We start from the raw sequence: 17,443 nt of genomic DNA, 5'->3' as shown, positions 1-17,443 counted from the left end.
TTTATATTTTATTAAGATTGAAATTATAATATTTTTTTGAATTTCTTATTAAAATATGCAAGAAATTATGTTATAATGTGAAAATATGGATATAAATTTGAACCTAATAAAAAAATTTATAAAAGTAGACAAATTTATAATTTTAGTAATAGACTTTGAAATTATAAGTTGAGTTTTAAAAAGGTTTAGTATAAACTAAGAAATTAAATGAAAATAATTTTTAGGAAAAGGAGAATAATAATATATGTTATTAGAATTAAGAGAACTTCAGAAGAATACAAAAGAGTATTTGGGAAAAGAAATTGAAATTAATGGATGGGTAAAAAAAATCAGAAGTCAGAAGAACTTTGGATTTATTGAATTAAATGATGGAACCTTTTTTAGAGGGATTCAAGTTGTCTTTGAAGAAGGAATGGAAAATTTTGAGGAAATTTCTAAACTTACAATTTCGAGTTCTATTAAAGTTGCAGGAATTGTAGTTGAATCGTTAGGAAAGGGACAAGCTTACGAAATTAAAGCAACAAAAATTTCTGTTTATCAAAAAGCCGATTCAGATTATCCGTTGCAAAATAAAAGACACAGTTTTGAATTTTTGAGAACAATTGCACATTTGCGTCCTAGAACTAATGCTTTTTTTGCAACTTTCAGAGTGCGTTCAATTTTATCTTATGCAATTCATAAATTTTTTCAGGAAAAGAACTTTGTGTACGTTCAAACACCTATAATTACTGGAAGTGATGCGGAAGGTGCTGGAGAAATGTTTAGGCTTACGACACTTGATATAAACAATGTTCCAAAAACTGAAAATGGAAGCATTGACTTTAAGCAGGATTTCTTTGGAAAAGAGGCAAATCTTACAGTAAGTGGGCAGCTAAATGTTGAAACATTTGTAACAGCGTTTAAAAATACATACACTTTTGGACCTACATTTAGAGCTGAGAAATCTAATACTCCAAAACATGCTGCAGAATTTTGGATGATGGAGCCTGAAATTGCATTTGCAGATTTGGATGTAAATATGGATGTTATTGAGGAAATGATAAAATATATTGTAAATTATGTAAGAGAAAATGCTAAGGAAGAAATGGAATTCTTTAATCAATTTGTAGACAAGGATCTGTTTAATAGGCTTGATACTTTAGTAAATAATGAATTTGGGAGAATTACTTATACAGAAGCAATTGAAATTTTGAAAAATTCAAAACAGAAATTTGAGTATGAAGTGGAATGGGGAATTGACCTGCAAACTGAACACGAAAGATACTTGGCAGAGAAACACTTCAAAAAACCTGTATTTGTAACTGATTATCCAAAAGACATAAAAGCATTTTATATGAAGTTGAATGAAGATGGTAAAACTGTAAGAGCGGTTGATTTATTAGCACCAGGAATTGGAGAAATCGTAGGTGGAAGCCAAAGGGAAGATGATTATGAAACTCTGTTAGGGAAAATTAAGGAAATGGGATTAAAAGAGGAAGATTACTGGTGGTATTTAGACTTGAGAAAATATGGAAGTGTACCACATTCAGGATTTGGACTTGGATTTGACAGAATGCTTATGTACATTACTGGAATGACAAATATAAGAGATGTGATTCCATTCCCAAGAACTACTAAAAATCTTGAGTTTTAGTATTTTAGGAAATCCCGCTTGACAATATATTAAAGTTGTATTTAAAGAAAAAGTAGAATTATATTTTTTGTATAATTTATGTTAAGGTATAAAAATAATATGGGAACTATATAGTCAGGAGGAAAAATGAGGAAATTAAAACGAATATTAATGGGAATATTGTTACTTTCTTTTGCAACAATTGTAAAGGCAAATTATTATATTGTAGAAAATACAAACAATAATGATGCAACTGCGACAACTGTGGAAGAACCAATAGTGCCAGCAACAAATGAAAATGATGATAGCACACAAAAAGCGCTTGAGCAAGGAAATGAAAAGACGAATCCTAAAGAAGAAAAAAAGACAGTTGACACAGGAACTATGCCCGCAACACAGACCGAAGACATCTCAACTGAGGCAAAATACAATTCCTATGCAAATTATGAAAATGCTACACTCGCTAAAAAAAGTTCATCAGCTACATTCAGAATGGCACAGCTTTACTTTCGTGACGGGCTTTACGAAAAAGCAGTAAATTTGGCATTAAAGGATGAAGCACCTGATATTCCTGTAATGTATGTAATTGCGATTGGTTCAAGGCTTATGGGGAATAATGAGCAGTCAATTGATTATTACACTAGAATTTTGTCACAGGATAGCAATCAGGCTGAAGCAAAACTGGGGATAGGCATAGCCTACAAATCAAAAGGGGATTTTTCAAAGGCGTTAGGATATTTACGTGAATACAATTCAAAATATTCTGACGATGAAGTAAAAAAAGAAATTGCAGTATTAAATGAAATATTAGCTGGTTCAAAATAAGAAAATAGGGGGGAATTATTGTGGAATGGCTTAGATTAAAGGAATATGGGATGAAAAATGCTCATATAAAAAAACTGATGTTAATTTTTCAAGATTTTGAAGAATTGTTTTATGAAGAAAATTTTAAATTATTTAATGATGAATTAAAATATCAGCTGGAAGAAGCAGTGAAAATTGATATGAAAGCAAGGCTTGATCTTTATGAGCGAAACAAAGTAAGAATAATAAGTGCAAATGATAAGGAATATCCAAAAAAACTAAAGGAAATAAAGGATTTTCCAGTCTTTTTGTATTTAAAGGGGAAAAAATTAAAAGATTACGATAAAATAAAAATGGATAAAGACAAAATTTCAGTAGATAGTAAGCGAAATATTGGTGTAGTGGGTACAAGAAGAGCTACTAAATTTGGAAAAACAGCCTGTGAAAAAATTGTAAATGAACTTGTGAACTATAATGTAACTATAATTAGTGGACTTGCTGATGGAATAGATACAATTGCATTAAAAACAGCACTGGATAAGGAAATAGAAGTTGTGTCAGTAGTTGGAACAGGGCTGGATGTAGTTTATCCATACGAAAATCGGGATTTATGGGAAAGAATAGGAGAAATTGGAACTCTTATAAGCGAATATCCGCTTGGGACACAACCCACAAGATGGACTTTTCCTAGAAGAAATCGAATTATAGCAGGAATGTCAGATGGAGTTCTGGTAGCCGAAAGTTTTAAAAAAGGTGGTGCATTAATTACAGCAGAACTGGCTTTTAGCATGAACCGTGAAGTTTTTGCTGTACCTGGATTCATAAATTATCCATCTTTTGAAGGCTGTAATGATTTAATAAAAAACAACAAAGCAAAATTAGTAACTTGCGGGAATGACATTGCTGAAGAATTTTTATGGGATATAAAAAAAGAAAAAAGTAAATTACAAAAACTTACATCAGAAGAACAAATTGTATTTGAAACAATAATGGAAGAAGTAAGTTTTGAACAAATTCTGCAAAATGTAAAAGAAAAAATCGAAAAAAATAAATTGTTTTCAATAATTATGAGTCTAAAAATCAGAGGATTAATTACAGAAACAAACGGGGCAAAGTATATAAGGATAGTATAATTAAAGTGAGAAAATATGAGAATTTCAGGGAAGGAATAATATGGCAATAAAGTATTCAAAAAATGAAATTTTAGAAATGATAGAGAAAGCAAAATTTGATATTAGGAGTTTTTATAAACAAGATTTTGTAAACTATGCAGGGAAAACAAAAGATTCAAAAGAATACTATACAGAAATTATTGCAGAATGGCTATTGAGTCACGTTGACTTATTTAATAAGATAAAGCTAATAAATAGAGAAGGAAGTTACAGAATAGAGAGACATGATGGAAAAATTATAAATCAAAATTCAAATCGTGCAGAAGAAAAAATTGCTATGAAATTATTTGATTATTCGCAAAATAAAGGAGAAATTTTTGATAAAATTGGGAAAATTATAGATTACCAGACACCTTTAAAAAATAAACAAACAGATGATGCTGGTAAAATAGATTTGCTTGCTTATAATGAAGACACTGACACTTTAAGAATTTTAGAATTAAAAAAATCAGATAGTAAAGAAACTATGTTAAAATGCCTGTTAGAAGTTTATACCTATTTAAAAATTGTAAATAAAGATAAACTTTTAAAAGATTTTGGATTACCAAAAGATACGATAGTTAAAGCCTCTCCACTTGTATTTTTTGAAGGGATGCAGTATAAAGAAATGCAGGAAGAGAGGAAAAATTTAAAAAAATTAATGGAAAAAATGGAAATAGAACCAGTTTATTTAATTGAAGAAAATGAAAAATATAAAGTGAAATTATAAGAATTTAGAAAATAATTTTAAAAATAAAAAAATATTTATAAATAGAGAAAGAAATAAGGAGAAAATAGAGTTGGCTAGAAAGTTAGTTATTGTTGAGTCACCGTCGAAGGCAAAAACTATTGAAAAAATACTTGGTAAAAATTATGAAGTTGTTGCATCTTACGGACATGTGATTGATTTACCTAAAACGAAAATTGGAATAGATGTGGAAAATAATTTTGAACCTCAATATAAGGTTATAAAAGGGAAAGGTGAGGTTTTAAAGAAATTAAAGGAAAAAGCGAAAAGCGCAAATGCTGTTTATCTCGCATCAGATCAGGATAGGGAAGGGGAAGCGATTGCTTGGCATATTTCTAATTATATTAAGCAGCCTGACAAGGTAAAAAGGATAGAATTTAACGAGATAACAAAGACGGCTGTAAATAATGCGATTAAAAATCCAAGAGATATTAATGATAACCTTGTGAATGCACAGCAGGCAAGAAGACTATTGGATAGAATTGTGGGATATAAGATAAGTCCGCTTTTATGGAAAATAATTAATCGTAACGCCAGTGCTGGTCGTGTACAGTCGGTTGCATTAAAGCTGATTTGTGACCTGGAAGACGAGATAAATGCGTTTGTACCGCAAAAATATTGGGAAGTAAATGCATTAATTGAAAAAGATATTAATCTTAATTTAGTAAAAATTGCAGATGAAAAAGTAGATAAAATCTTTGATGAAAAAGTTGTAAAAAAATTGAAAAAAGATTTGAAAAATGAATCATTGACGCTTGAAAAAATAGAAGTTAAGAAAAAATCGCAAAGACCGCCACTTGTATTTAAGACAAGTACACTGCAGCAGCTTGCTTCATCCTATCTTGGCTACGGTGCAAGCAAAACAATGAGAATTGCACAGCAGCTTTATGAAGGACTTGCGATTAATGGCGAAAATAAAGGGCTTATAACATATATGAGAACAGACTCCACAAGAATTTCTGTTGATGCCCTAAATATGGCAAAAGATTATATTACAAAAAATTATGGTGAAAAGTATGTTGGGAGATACGTTGTAAAAAATTCAAAATCAAATGTTCAGGATGCCCACGAAGGAATCCGTCCATCTGATATTAACTTAGTTCCAGATGATATAAAAGCTTATTTGACTAATGAACAGTACAGATTGTATAAATTGATCTGGGATAGATTTTTAGTTTCACAGTTTGCAGCTATGCAGTATGAGCAGATGCAAATTAACGCTGTAAATGGGGATTATAATTTTCGTGGGACTATTAACAAAGTAATTTTTGATGGATACTACAAGATTTTTAAAGATGAGGATGAAATTAAGACTGGAGATTTTCCAGAATTAAAGGAGGGCAATGTTCATCCAATAGACAAATTAAATGTGGAAGAAGGAATAACAAAGCCTCCAACAAGATTTTCCGAAGCGACGCTTGTAAAAAAACTGGAATCAGAAGGAATTGGACGTCCATCAACTTATGCTTCAATTGTCGAAACGCTTAAATCAAGGGAATATGTTGAACTTATTGAAAAGCGTTTTTATCCAACGTATTTGGGATACGAGGTAAAGGATGAACTTGTCAAGAACTTTAAGGACATTATAAATGTGAAATTTACGGCGAATATGGAAAAGGAACTGGATAAGGTTGAAGAAGGCACAGTTGAATGGGTACAGCTTTTGAGAACTTTTTATGATTCTCTTGAAAAGGACATCGACAAGTTCGAGAAGGAAATTGATAAAATAAAGAATCGCAGAATTGTGTCGGATGTGCTGGATTCAGAGGGTAATCCGATGGTTTTAAAAACGGGGCTTTATGGAAAATATTTGATTAGTGAAACAAACGAGAAAGAAAAAATTTCGTTAAAAGGAATTGCAATATCGCCAGAAGTTCTTAAAAAGGGAGAAATCTTTGTAAAAGAGGAAGTTGAGAAACTTCAAAACAATAAAAAAGGAATTTTAACTGATTATTTTGATGAAGAAGGAAACAGATATGTGCTTAAAGTTGGACGATTTGGGGAATATCTTGAAAGTGAAAATTATGAAAAAGATGAAAAGAGAATGTCGTTACCAGCTGAGTTGAAGCAAAAATATAAAAAAGGCGCTGTAATAGAGCTGGATGGAGTATTGCAAATAAGCGATGAAATGAAACGGCTTTATGAAATTGACAGAAAAATAATAGAAGAAGCAGGAGTCTGCGAATTTTGCGGAAAACCCTATGAAATAAAAACTGGAAGATTTGGAAAATTTTTGGCTTGTACAGGCTATCCAGAATGTAAAACTATAAAAAATATAAAAACTGGGAAAGTTACAAGAGTGACTGAAAAAGTAGAAAAAGCCAAGAAAACTACAAAAAAAGCGACTAAAAAAACGACAGCTAAAGCAAAATCTACATCTGCAAAGGCTAAAAAGACAGCGGCAACTAGAAAATCTACAGCAAAAAAGTCTAAATAGCTAGAAAAATAATTAATTTATTAAAATATAAGTTTAAAATTATTTTGTTATTTATTATCGGACCAATAAATTGAATAATGTAGAGTGTTATAGATTTTAAATACGATTTTAGATAGTTTTTAAATAAAAAAGAGAATTAATCTGTATTGCTGTGAATGATTGTGTTATAATAAATGGAGAAGTTTTAATGAATAATAGTGACAAAGACGTTGAGAAAGAAAAGGCAATTGGAAATAAAGATAATATAAGAAATGAAAATCTTGTGATGTATGTTGACAAATTTTTGTATTATGAAGAGGTTATTCTTGGGAAAAGTTTTAATACGATTAGAAGTTATCGGCGGGATTTGCTGCAGTTTATGGAATATCTGGATGAATATGAGGAAATTCATAATTTTGAGGAAATTGAAATGATGACATTCAGATCTTTTATTGCGTATTTAAATTCTCCCAAAAGGCAGACCAAGGATGAGGATAAGGGAGAAAATTCAGAGAAAATTTCTGAAAATTTAGAAATTTCAGATACCGAAACAGAAATTAATAAAATAAAGAGTATTGAAGATATGGAAGAATTAAATACAAAAATGAGTGTCAAGCCAGTGTCTAAAAGAACTATAAATAGGAAGATTTCAGCACTTAGGACATTTTTTAAATATCTTCAGGAAATAAAAGTGATTGAAACGAACAAGGCGGCTTATATTAATGTTCCGAAATTTGAGAAGGAATTGCCAAATGTGTTGAATAGAGATGATTTAAACAGATTGAGAAACGTTATAAATACCGAAAAGATTACTGGAATTCGTGATAGATTGATTATTGAACTTCTTTATTCTAGTGGGCTTCGTTCGATAGAACTTATTAATTTAAGTGAATTTATGATTGATATTGAAGAGCGGGAAATCAGAGTTATTGGAAAAGGGGATAAGGAGCGAATAACTTTTTTTAGTGAAAATGCTAAGAAATGGCTGATAAAGTATATTGAGGAAAAGAAAAAGCAATATGAAAACTACACTAGGGAAGTCTTGATTGTAAACAGTAAAGGAAAAAAATTGACAACCCGTTCATTAAGGAGGCTTATTTCGGCACACGCACATGAAGCGGGGATACAAAAGGAAATAACACCGCATGTATTTAGACATTCGTTTGCAACAGAACTTTTGAATAACGGAGTAGATATCCGATATTTACAGGAATTGCTTGGGCATAGCAGTATTGCGACAACGCAAGTTTATACACATGTGAGTAAGGCTTTCTTGAGAGATATTTATATGAGTACTCATCCATTGGCTAAGGAATAATGGGTTTGATTGGATTGAATTTTAATGTAAAAGGAATGAGAAAATAGGAGGAAATTTTGATTATAAAAAAATGTAGCGGTTGTGGAATTGAACTGCAGTTTGAGGATAAAAATAAGGAAGGGTATGTTCCTGAAGAGAAGTTTATTACGCAGGATAATTTACTTTGTCAGAGATGTTTTAAAATTAAAAATTATGGAGAAAACCTTGTAAATAATTTTAGCAGGGAAGATTATCTGAAGGAAGTAAATGAAAGTGTGAAAAAATCTGATATAATACTTCCGATTTTTGATATTATTGACTTTGAAGGCTCATTTACTGAGGAAATTTTAGATTATCTAAGAGACTACAGATCGATAATTTTAATTAACAAAATAGATTTGCTGCCTGATTTTATACATCCAACTGAAATTTCCAACTGGGTAAAGGATAGGCTTGCCGAAGAAGATATTGTACCCGATGATATCGCTTTTATCAGTGCAAAAAATAAATATGGAGTAAATGGAATAATTAGAAAAATTAAAAATATTTTTTATAATAAAAAAGTAAAGGTGACTGTGCTTGGAGTTTCAAATGTTGGGAAATCATCAGTTATAAATTTACTTCTTGGGAACAATAAAATAACAACTTCTAAATATTCTGGAACTACTTTAAAATCAATTAACAATAAAATTCCAAATAGTGAAATTACGATAATTGACACGCCTGGACTTATTCCAGATGGAAGAATTTCTGATTTAATCAGTGTAGAAAGTGGATTAAAGCTGGTGCCAGCTGGAGAAATTTCACGAAAAACTTTTAAACTTGAAGAAAATCAGGTATTTATGTTTGATGTTTTCTGCAGATTTAAAATACTTGGAAATGAACTTTTAGAAAGTGGAAGCAAGCCTATTTTTTCTGCTTATGCTTCAAAAAGTGTGAAGTTTCATGTGGCTCGTGAGGAAAGAGTGAAAGACTTGCTAAATGGAAATTACTTTGAAATTTTACAAGGAGCTGAAAAAGAAAAATATTTTCAAAATGAATTTGTAACTCATGAAGTGGAAATCGGGGAAAATGAGGAACTGGTAATAGCAGGGCTAGGATGGATAAATGTTAAAAGAGGTCCACTAAAGGTACAATTGGAAGTTCCAGAAAATGTAAAAGTGATTGTTAGACCGTCAATTTTTAAAAATAAAAAATAAATTTAAGAAATTATTAGAAACTTGAATTTAGTGAAGGTTTGATTTTTGAAAAAACAGACTAAAAAAATAGGAAAATTGAAATAAAAAAATCTAAAAGAAGGAGGGCGTGATTTTTTACATTGTAATTATTAAATTTAAAATTTTGTAAATTTCATGCGGGAAAATGGCTTTTGATAACGATTATTATGTAAATAATAGAGCAAAAATGACTAGAAAAATTGCTCTTCGTGGAATAACTTTTCTTATAGTTGTATTTATCGCAATGCTAAATGTTGTGATTTTATTGTCAAGAAAAGTAGATAAACTTATAACGGCGGATATTCAGGTAGAAACTATAAAATTACAAAATGCAGTAAAAAAATTTAATGAAAAAACAGGTTCTAATCCTAAATTGGAGGGATTAGAAAATAATCTTCATGATGTAAAGAGTTCAGATGGAGTGTATAATTTTGGGACTTTTTATGGAAGTGAGAAAATTTATGAAATTCCTGAAAGCATAAAGGATTCTAGGGAAAGAAGCAATAGAATTGTAACAAAAAAGGATAAAAAAGGTGGATGGGTTTATGATCGGTTAAAAGGAACGATTTCACCAAATATTTAAAATTATAAAATGGGGGAGTTAAAAAACTCAATTAGAAAGAAGATTAGTAAAAAAAATGAAATTTTCAAGTTTGGGAAGTGGAAGTAGCGGAAATTCAAGCTATATTGAGATGGGTAATAAGAAATTTCTTATAGATGCAGGATTTAGTGGTAAAAAAATTGTAGAAAAATTGAATAATATTGAAAAAAGAATTGATGATATAATGGGGATATTTGTGACACATGAGCATTCTGACCATATTCAAGGACTTGGTGTTGTTTCACGAAAATACGATATTCCAATTTATCTTCATGAAGTAACTTATAATGTAATTAAGGATAGAATTGGAAAAATTGAGAAAAAAAATTTAAATTTTATAAGAGATGAAAAAATTGTTATTGACAATTGTGTGATAAATAATTTTGAAGTAATGCACGATGCTGAAAAGTGCTTGGGATACACATTTGAATATGAAGGGAAAAAATTGTCCTATGCAAGTGATGTTGGCTGTGTAAACAATATTATTAAGGAAAATTTGAAAAATAGTGATGTAATTGTGCTGGAAAGTAACTATGACTATAATATGCTGATGACAGGCCCTTATCATTGGGAACTGAAAAACCGTGTAAAAGGAAGAAATGGACATTTGTCAAATGCAGAAGCATCAAAGCTGATTGGGCAGGTGCTTAGCGAGAAACTGAAAAAGGTTTATTTAATGCATATAAGCAAAGATAATAATACGCCAGAGCTGGCTTATAATTCGCTGTATCAAATTTTGGAGCGTGAAAATAAAAGCCATTTGGAAATTGAAATTATTAACGAAGAGGGAACAGAAATTTATAAAATATAGAATATTAGAATAAAGAATAAGGAAAAAGTTATGTGGAATGACTTAAAGCTGGAAATCGACATTTGTACTAAATGTATATTAGAAAAAACTAGAATTAATCCAATTGTTGGTGAAGGAAATAAAAAGGCAGAAATTTTATTTGTGTTTGATAGCATAAGTGAGGAAGAGGATGTAAAGCAGAAACTTTTGATTGACAGAAATGGAAAATATTTCAAAAAATTTTTAGAATATTCAAAGCTTGATTTGAAGAAATGTTATTTTACAACTCTCACAAAATGTAGTTCACACAGTAATTTAATTGAGAAAGACAGTATTACAAAATGTAATGAGTTTCTTGTAGCACAAATTGCCTTGATTAATCCAAAGTACATTGTAACAGTTGGAGAAAGGGCAACTAAATCACTTTTAGAAGACGTAGAAAAAGAGGATATAAAAGATTTGGTGGGGAAAGTGTTTGATTTTTATGGAGAAATTAAGGTTGTGCCGATTTATGATATTTCCTATTTGTTTAAAGCGACAGATAAGGAAAAATGGAAATTAATAAAAATTTTGGAAAAATTATAAAAGAAGAAAGGAAATAAAAAAAGAATGATAGGAATAGGAATTGTAGGATTACCAAACGTGGGAAAATCAACATTATTTAACGCAATAACAAAAACACAGAATGCAGAGGCGGCAAACTATCCATTTGCAACAATTGAGCCAAATGTAGGGCTTGTAAGCGTGCCAGATCCACGTTTAAAAGATTTGGAGAAAGTAGTTAACCCAGAAAGAACGGTTGGAGCGACAGTTGAATTTGTAGATATTGCAGGACTTGTAAAAGGTGCATCAAAAGGGGAAGGACTAGGAAACCAGTTTTTATCAAACATTAGAAATACAGCTGCAATTTGTCAGGTTGTAAGATGTTTTGATGATGACAATATTATTCACGTGGAAGGAAGCGTTGATCCTATAAGAGATATCGAAACAATTAATGCAGAATTGATTTTTGCTGATTTAGACACAGTTGAAAGGGCAATTCAGAAAAATCAGAAGCTGGCTCGTGGAGGAAACGCAGAAGGAAAAGAATTAGTCGCAGTTCTTGAAAGATGTAAAGTTCATCTGGAAGAATTTAAATTATTAAAAACATTGGAATTTACCCAAAGGGAAGAAGAATTAATAAAAGTTTATCAATTTTTGACAGTAAAACCAATGATGTTTGCCGCAAATATTTCGGAAGAAGACTTGACGGCTGGAATTGAAAATGATTATGTAAAAAAAGTGCGTGAATTTGCAAAACAGTACGATAGCGAAGTAGTAACCTTTTCAGCAAAAGTGGAAGCAGAACTAATTGAAATCGAAGACGAAGAAGAAAGACAAATGTTCATTAATGAATTAGGAATAAAAGAACCAAGCCTAAACAGACTAATTAGAGCAGGATTCAAATTGTTAGGATTAATCACATACTTTACAGCTGGAGTAAAAGAAGTAAGAGCATGGACAATAAAACAAGGAACAAACGCTCAAAAATCTGCCAGTGAAATTCACACAGACATTGAAAAAGGATTTATCAGAGCCGAAGTAGTGTCTTTCGACAAATTCATCGAACTAAACGGATGGAACGGTGCAAAAGAAAAAGGTGCAATGAGACTGGAAGGAAAAGAGTACATTGTGCAAGATGGGGATGTAATGTTCTTCAGATTTAATGTTTAAGAAAATATTTATTAATTTTAGAAGCTCTTTTTTAAGTTTGTTGCTTATTTAAAGGGCTTTTTTTAATTCTTTAGGAGAATAAAACTATGAAATATAATAAAGTTATGTTAGAAGAAATAGAAACAGATATATTGAATGCAAAATACGAACAAGTAGCAAAAAAATTTAAAAATATGAGTGATGAAGAGATACACGATATAATTTGGTTTAATATTGCTGATAGGACAGAAAGTTTAAGTGTTTATGGTTTTACGCAATATATGTTTAAAAAAACAGGCAATACAGTTTGGTTAAGTTTATCTGTAAGTATAATGGCTTATGTGTTATGTCGGATGGAAGGTGCATATGCTGTTGGTATTTTTCATGCTAGAGAATTAGTGTCGCTAGAAAAAAATATTGATAATTTGATATTATTATTAAGTTTTTATGGAATTCCAGAACGTTTAATGAAAGAAGAGGAAGCAGAAAGTATAGACAAAGAAATATTAAAATTAGATAAAAATAATGAAATAGCACTTAACGTGTTAAATGAAGTTTCAAAATCTAAATAGGAATACAGAGAATAGAAGATTTTAAGTAATAAATAGAAATTTGATAAGATAATTTTCAAAATAATTTTAAGTTGCGTATTTTATAAATAATAATTATTGAAATTAAATTAAAAATATAGTATAATAAAAAATATATTAATATTTAATTAATAAAAATTATTACAAAAATACTTTCTTAAGTATAAAAATTAATAATTATTTCTAATTTTTGCAAGAAGATTTGTTGTTAATAAAGATTTTTTGATAATTTATAAATTTTTTCTTTTTTATAACGTAAAGGGGATCAATTGCCATCCCCTTTACAATCCCCGCTCGTCTAAGTATTTTTTTGAAACAAAAACGAAACTCGCTACGTAAAACTTCGCTCAAACAGTCGTTTTTATTCCAAAAAAATCACGACACTTTAAATTTAATTATAACAATTATAATAAAAAGAGTGATAAGCAAAATTTTGTTAGAAAAAAATAGTTGTTTGAGCTTTTGGATAAAATTATAAATTGGATATATTTATTTATATTTGAAATAACTTTTATTCAAAAGCGAGTTCTATTTTTTTCTATAAAAAAGTTTTGCGTAAAGCAGGGTTGTAAGGGCATGGCGATTGATGCCCTTACGTTAAAAAAATTTTGAAAAATATAAATAAAAAAATAATTATTAGTCAAAATAATCTGAAATTAAAAAATCTTTTATTTTAATACTTAAGGATTAAACTGTAAAATGATTGTTAAATAAAATTAATAAAAGGAAATAATTGAGGTGGTAAAAATGAGTAAAGATGTAAATGTTGAAAATATGTATGAAGGGAAAAATATTGGAATCATACTGAATAAAACAAAGTTAGAGAATTTTGTGATTCAGGAATTTGTATTGGATGAAAATATTAATGAACATCAGAAGCTGGAAATTCAATTGGAAATGGATGATGAGCAGAGAAAAAATCTGGAAAGAATTATTGAAAAGGAAGATGTTGGGATTGAAATTGAGCTTGCTAATGCAGATAAGGATATCAAAAGAAAAGTTTTTAGCGGAATTGTTGATTATTTTGAGATTCTGGATTATGGGAGTTATGGGTGCAGAATTTTGATGAAGGCGTTTTCTAAAAGTGTGCTTTTTGACAGGAAAAATGAGAAGAAGTATAGGGTTTTTCAGGATAGGAATTTAATGTTTTCAGATATAATTGATGAGATTAATAAGGATTATGCTGATAAAAAGCTGGAAATAAAGTATTCTGATATTGCCAAAAAGCAGATAGGTAGCCTGATTGTTCAGTTTGATGAAACAGACTGGGAATTTTTGGTAAGGCTTGCAAGTCAATTAAAAACTGGGATGTTTGTAATAGAACAGGGGATAGTATTGTTTGGAATCGTGGAAATGGGAGAAATTAAGAAGGAAAATAAATATTTTTCAGATTATTCGCTGGTAAGAGATTACAAAAATCTATATTATAAAGTGCAGTCAAATAAAGTAATAAATTTGGGAGATATTGTTTCCATTTCTGAAAATGCTGTAGAAAATGAAGGAAATGATAAAGATTCTGGTGGGAATAAAGGCAATTTTTCTGTATTAAAAACTAGGATATTTTTGAAGGATTTTATTTTAAAAAGTGAATTTTTAGCAACAGATATGAGCGGTTATCACATATTCAAGAAATATAATGAAAAAATAAAAGGGTGTAGAATTGAAGCAAATGTTGAACGGGTGTTTGAAGATAGCGGAATTGCGAAAATGGAAGTCAGATTTGCAGAAGGGCTGAAAAAAATTGTTCAGGAAAGAAGCAATGAGGAAAGTAATGACAAAGCGTACGATGATTATGGAATAAAAAGATTTCCGTTAAGTTATCAGACCTTTTATTCGCAAACAAATACTGGATTTTTCTGTACTCCTGAAATCAATGATACTGTGGAAGTTTATTTTCCAAATGAAGATGAGCGATTTGCAAAAGTTTCGTGGGCAATAAACAATAAAGGAAATGGAAGATTTAGTGATTATACCAAAAGAAATTTTCAGGTTAATCAGAGTGATTTTAATTTTAGCTTGAATTTGAACAGTTTTGAAGTGAAAACGACTGAGAAATATAGCGTAGAATCACCAAATATAGTTGAAAATGCAGATAATTTTGTAAATAAGGCTAATCAAAATATGATAGTGGCTTCTAATAATTATTTGGGGATAGAGTCGATTGGGGATGCTGATTTTTATGGCTCTAAGATAAATATTATTGGGAAAGAGAAGGAAATAACGATGGAATCATTAAGTTCAGATGTGAGAATTAAAGGGAAAAAAGTTCACAGTAATTAATAGTAGTTAATAATAAAAAATACAGGAGAATAATAAGGTTAGTTAAAACTAACTGTTCTTCCTGTATTGAAAAGATTTTAGTATAATTTATTTTTTTCTTTTGTTTCTTATAAATTGTATAAAAGTTATAATTTCCTGTTTTTCTGTATCTGTATAGTTTTGGGAATTTAAAACATATTCATCTAAATCATCATCTGGAATTAAATCAGTTTGCCGATTTAAGAAATAACTTGTGATTGCTCCCGTAATCATTCCAAAAGTTCCCATTCCAATGAGTATCAGAAAAATAGCAATTATTCTTCCAATAAATGTATGTGGATATACATCTCCATAACCAACAGTAGTCGCAGTTACAAAAGCCCACCATAGGCTATTAAAATACGAGAGTTTTTCAACATAGGAAACTATTAGGGCTGATACTATGATTCCAAGTACAGCAAATATTAACAAATAAATAAGTCCATTTGCTCTCAAAAATTTTTTTATTTTTTTGTAGAATTTTTTTACAGACAAATAAGCTTTTGTCAGCTTTAAATGCTTAAAAACTCTGGCTAAACGTCTAATCTTAAAAATTCTGAATAGCCTAAAAATAGAATAATACGGAATAATTGAGATTAAATCAGGGATATTGCTTTCAATAAAATCTAATTTATTGTCTGAATTCGTAAAACGTATAAAATAATCAGCTGCAAAAATTAAATAGATTGATACATCAATAAATTCCAGAATTGGATTATTAAAAATACTAATATCACCGTGTAAATCTAAAAGTGTAGTGACAAAGCTGTATAATGCCAAGAAAATAAAAATAACCTGGTAACTTATACGGAATCTTTTGTTTTTATGTAATTTTTCAATTTTCTTTTTCATAAAAACTCCTGTTTTATTTAATAACCTTTCTATATGTTACTAATAACGGATTCCAAACACTTGCATTTGTTGGAGAATATGCAAAGTCAATTTCTATGAATTTTTCAATAGGTGTTTCAAGTGCAATAACAATAGCCATCTGATCAACAAATTGTGCAACAGCTTCTTTTCCAACCATTGCTCCACCAAGAATGATTTTTTTATCTTTATCGTAAATAATTTCGGCACTTGCAGGAACAGAGTCTTCAAAGCCAGAATTTTTATACATTGCTTTCATTGAAACTATATCAGCATTGTAACCTAATTGCAGGGCTTCTTTTAGGGAAAGTCCAGTTTGTGCTAGTTTTACATCATAGAATGAGGTTGCAAAAGAACGGATTAACCCTTTCCAGCTAACGTTTTTTCCAGATAGATATTTTGCAAGGAACATTCCGTGCTTGTTTGCCACATCTCCAAATGGAGCGTATAAATTTCTGTTTGTTTTGTAATATTTATTAAAAATACAATCTCCAATTGCATACACGTCTTTAATATTTGTCTCAAATTTATCATTTACAACAATTTTTCCAGAATCAGTTTTTAATTCTTTCGGCAAGAAATCAATGTTTGGAGTAATTCCAATACTAAATAATGCAATATCAAAGTCTACAGTTTCGCTATTATCCAGTTTTACCGATTTTGCTACATTATTTTCAGAAATTATTTCTGAAACGCCAGAGTTTAATTTTAATTCAACATCATTATTTTCTATTTCTTTATAAATTCTTTTTTTCAAGTTTTCAGAAACATTTGGAAAAATTTGATCAGCTTTTTCAATAAGTGTAACATTTAATCCATTTTTTTTAAATGATTCAGCCATTTCAAGCCCAATGAATCCAGCTCCTACAACAACTGCATTTTTTAATTTTGATTTATTTTCATTAAGATAATCTTTTATTTTAAAGGCATGTTCTGCATGAGATAAAGTAAACACATTTTCCAAATCCTTTGAATAGCCCGTAATATTTGGTACAAATGATTTTGCCCCAACGGCAATTACCAGTTTGTCGTAAAAGATTATTCCGTTAATTTCATCCCCTTTTACTGTTACAGTTTTATTTTGAAAATTTATTTCTGTAACTTCATGATGAATTTTTACATTAACACCACGTTTTATAAAATCTTCAGGTGTTCCATGAAGGACATCACTTTTTTTCAATTCATCAGCAATAAAATAAGGTGTTGGACATCCAGCCCAAGCCACATAAGATGATTTTTCAAATAAAATAACCTCATCTTCAGGATTTGCTTTTTTATATTGAGTCGAAAACATCATTCCAGCTGCTCCGCCTCCAATTACAACTATTTTCATAATATTTTTTGTATGATAATTTAT

General features: G+C 29.8%; 15 protein-coding genes. 13 read left to right on the top strand and 2 right to left on the bottom strand.

Annotated elements, in window-relative coordinates:
* Positions 1–244 precede the first annotated feature (244 nt).
* From asnS to BQ5344_RS08630, 13 genes are all read left to right on the top strand, one after another.
* Positions 245–1,633, top strand: coding sequence for an asparagine--tRNA ligase (gene asnS, locus BQ5344_RS08690; RefSeq protein WP_071124997.1), 1,389 nt, complete (start codon positions 245–247; stop codon positions 1,631–1,633).
* 126 nt (positions 1,634–1,759) lie between these two features.
* A complete protein-coding gene (locus tag BQ5344_RS08685) occupies positions 1,760–2,437 on the top strand; it encodes a tetratricopeptide repeat protein (protein ID WP_071124996.1) in 678 nt (225 codons plus the stop codon).
* Between the two features lie 20 nt (positions 2,438–2,457).
* Complete coding sequence (gene dprA, locus BQ5344_RS08680; RefSeq protein ID WP_071124995.1) at positions 2,458–3,549, top strand: DNA-processing protein DprA; 1,092 nt, start codon at positions 2,458–2,460, stop codon at positions 3,547–3,549.
* 40 nt (positions 3,550–3,589) lie between these two features.
* Positions 3,590–4,297: a hypothetical protein gene (locus BQ5344_RS08675; RefSeq protein ID WP_071124994.1), complete on the top strand. Its 708-nt coding sequence runs from the start codon at positions 3,590–3,592 to the stop codon at positions 4,295–4,297.
* A gap of 70 nt (positions 4,298–4,367) precedes the next feature.
* Positions 4,368–6,752 (top strand): type I DNA topoisomerase, encoded by a 2,385-nt coding sequence (gene topA / locus BQ5344_RS08670; RefSeq protein WP_071124993.1) that lies wholly within the window; start codon positions 4,368–4,370, stop codon positions 6,750–6,752.
* 187 nt (positions 6,753–6,939) lie between these two features.
* Positions 6,940–8,049 carry a tyrosine-type recombinase/integrase gene (locus BQ5344_RS08665; RefSeq protein WP_071124992.1) on the top strand — a complete coding sequence of 370 codons (1,110 nt, stop codon included), beginning with the start codon at positions 6,940–6,942 and terminating at the stop codon, positions 8,047–8,049.
* Positions 8,050–8,105: 56 nt separating this feature from the next.
* Positions 8,106–9,227, top strand: coding sequence for a ribosome biogenesis GTPase YqeH (yqeH, locus tag BQ5344_RS08660; RefSeq protein ID WP_071124991.1), 1,122 nt, complete (start codon positions 8,106–8,108; stop codon positions 9,225–9,227).
* Positions 9,228–9,390: 163 nt separating this feature from the next.
* Positions 9,391–9,828, top strand: a complete 438-nt coding sequence (locus tag BQ5344_RS08655) for a hypothetical protein (protein WP_021768176.1) — start codon at positions 9,391–9,393, stop codon at positions 9,826–9,828.
* 55 nt (positions 9,829–9,883) lie between these two features.
* Positions 9,884–10,657 (top strand): MBL fold metallo-hydrolase, encoded by a 774-nt coding sequence (locus BQ5344_RS08650; protein WP_021768175.1) that lies wholly within the window; start codon positions 9,884–9,886, stop codon positions 10,655–10,657.
* A 30-nt stretch (positions 10,658–10,687) separates the two neighbouring features.
* Entirely contained in the window at positions 10,688–11,221 is a 534-nt protein-coding gene (locus BQ5344_RS08645; RefSeq protein ID WP_071124990.1) for a uracil-DNA glycosylase, read from the top strand.
* A 24-nt stretch (positions 11,222–11,245) separates the two neighbouring features.
* Positions 11,246–12,349: a redox-regulated ATPase YchF gene (ychF, locus tag BQ5344_RS08640; RefSeq protein ID WP_071124989.1), complete on the top strand. Its 1,104-nt coding sequence runs from the start codon at positions 11,246–11,248 to the stop codon at positions 12,347–12,349.
* An 86-nt stretch (positions 12,350–12,435) separates the two neighbouring features.
* Entirely contained in the window at positions 12,436–12,900 is a 465-nt protein-coding gene (locus BQ5344_RS08635; RefSeq protein WP_071124988.1) for a hypothetical protein, read from the top strand.
* Positions 12,901–13,665: 765 nt separating this feature from the next.
* Entirely contained in the window at positions 13,666–15,198 is a 1,533-nt protein-coding gene (locus BQ5344_RS08630) for a type VI secretion system Vgr family protein (RefSeq protein ID WP_071124987.1), read from the top strand.
* An 87-nt stretch (positions 15,199–15,285) separates the two neighbouring features.
* Here BQ5344_RS08630 and BQ5344_RS08625 read toward each other — a convergent pair whose 3' ends face one another.
* Both BQ5344_RS08625 and BQ5344_RS08620 read right to left on the bottom strand, forming a co-directional pair.
* A complete protein-coding gene (locus tag BQ5344_RS08625; protein ID WP_071124986.1) occupies positions 15,286–16,068 on the bottom strand; it encodes a potassium channel family protein in 783 nt (260 codons plus the stop codon).
* A gap of 13 nt (positions 16,069–16,081) precedes the next feature.
* The gene (locus BQ5344_RS08620; protein ID WP_071124985.1) at positions 16,082–17,419 is read right to left on the bottom strand and encodes an FAD-dependent oxidoreductase; all 1,338 of its coding nucleotides are present in this window, start codon (positions 17,417–17,419) and stop codon (positions 16,082–16,084) included.
* Positions 17,420–17,443: the final 24 nt, after the last annotated feature.

It is taken from the genome of Leptotrichia massiliensis, from assembly GCF_900104625.1.
Lineage (GTDB): Bacteria > Fusobacteriota > Fusobacteriia > Fusobacteriales > Leptotrichiaceae > Leptotrichia > Leptotrichia massiliensis.
The sequence above is the reverse complement of the archived record's forward strand: the minus strand, read 5'-3'. Positions and strand labels throughout refer to the sequence as shown.

What these genes read in the sequence shown, in the direction of transcription:
- asnS (WP_071124997.1), top strand. Translation starts at nt 245, where the DNA reads ATGTTATTAGAATTAAGAGAACTTCAGAAGAATACAAAAGAGTATTTG.
- BQ5344_RS08685 (WP_071124996.1), top strand. Translation starts at nt 1,760, where the DNA reads ATGAGGAAATTAAAACGAATATTAATGGGAATATTGTTACTTTCTTTT.
- BQ5344_RS08675 (WP_071124994.1), top strand. Translation starts at nt 3,590, where the DNA reads ATGGCAATAAAGTATTCAAAAAATGAAATTTTAGAAATGATAGAGAAA.
- BQ5344_RS08665 (WP_071124992.1), top strand. Translation starts at nt 6,940, where the DNA reads ATGAATAATAGTGACAAAGACGTTGAGAAAGAAAAGGCAATTGGAAAT.
- BQ5344_RS08655 (WP_021768176.1), top strand. Translation starts at nt 9,391, where the DNA reads ATGGCTTTTGATAACGATTATTATGTAAATAATAGAGCAAAAATGACT.
- BQ5344_RS08650 (WP_021768175.1), top strand. Translation starts at nt 9,884, where the DNA reads ATGAAATTTTCAAGTTTGGGAAGTGGAAGTAGCGGAAATTCAAGCTAT.
- BQ5344_RS08645 (WP_071124990.1), top strand. Translation starts at nt 10,688, where the DNA reads ATGTGGAATGACTTAAAGCTGGAAATCGACATTTGTACTAAATGTATA.
- ychF (WP_071124989.1), top strand. Translation starts at nt 11,246, where the DNA reads ATGATAGGAATAGGAATTGTAGGATTACCAAACGTGGGAAAATCAACA.
- BQ5344_RS08635 (WP_071124988.1), top strand. Translation starts at nt 12,436, where the DNA reads ATGAAATATAATAAAGTTATGTTAGAAGAAATAGAAACAGATATATTG.
- BQ5344_RS08630 (WP_071124987.1), top strand. Translation starts at nt 13,666, where the DNA reads ATGAGTAAAGATGTAAATGTTGAAAATATGTATGAAGGGAAAAATATT.
- BQ5344_RS08625 (WP_071124986.1), bottom strand. Translation starts at nt 16,068, where the DNA reads ATGAAAAAGAAAATTGAAAAATTACATAAAAACAAAAGATTCCGTATA.
- BQ5344_RS08620 (WP_071124985.1), bottom strand. Translation starts at nt 17,419, where the DNA reads ATGAAAATAGTTGTAATTGGAGGCGGAGCAGCTGGAATGATGTTTTCG.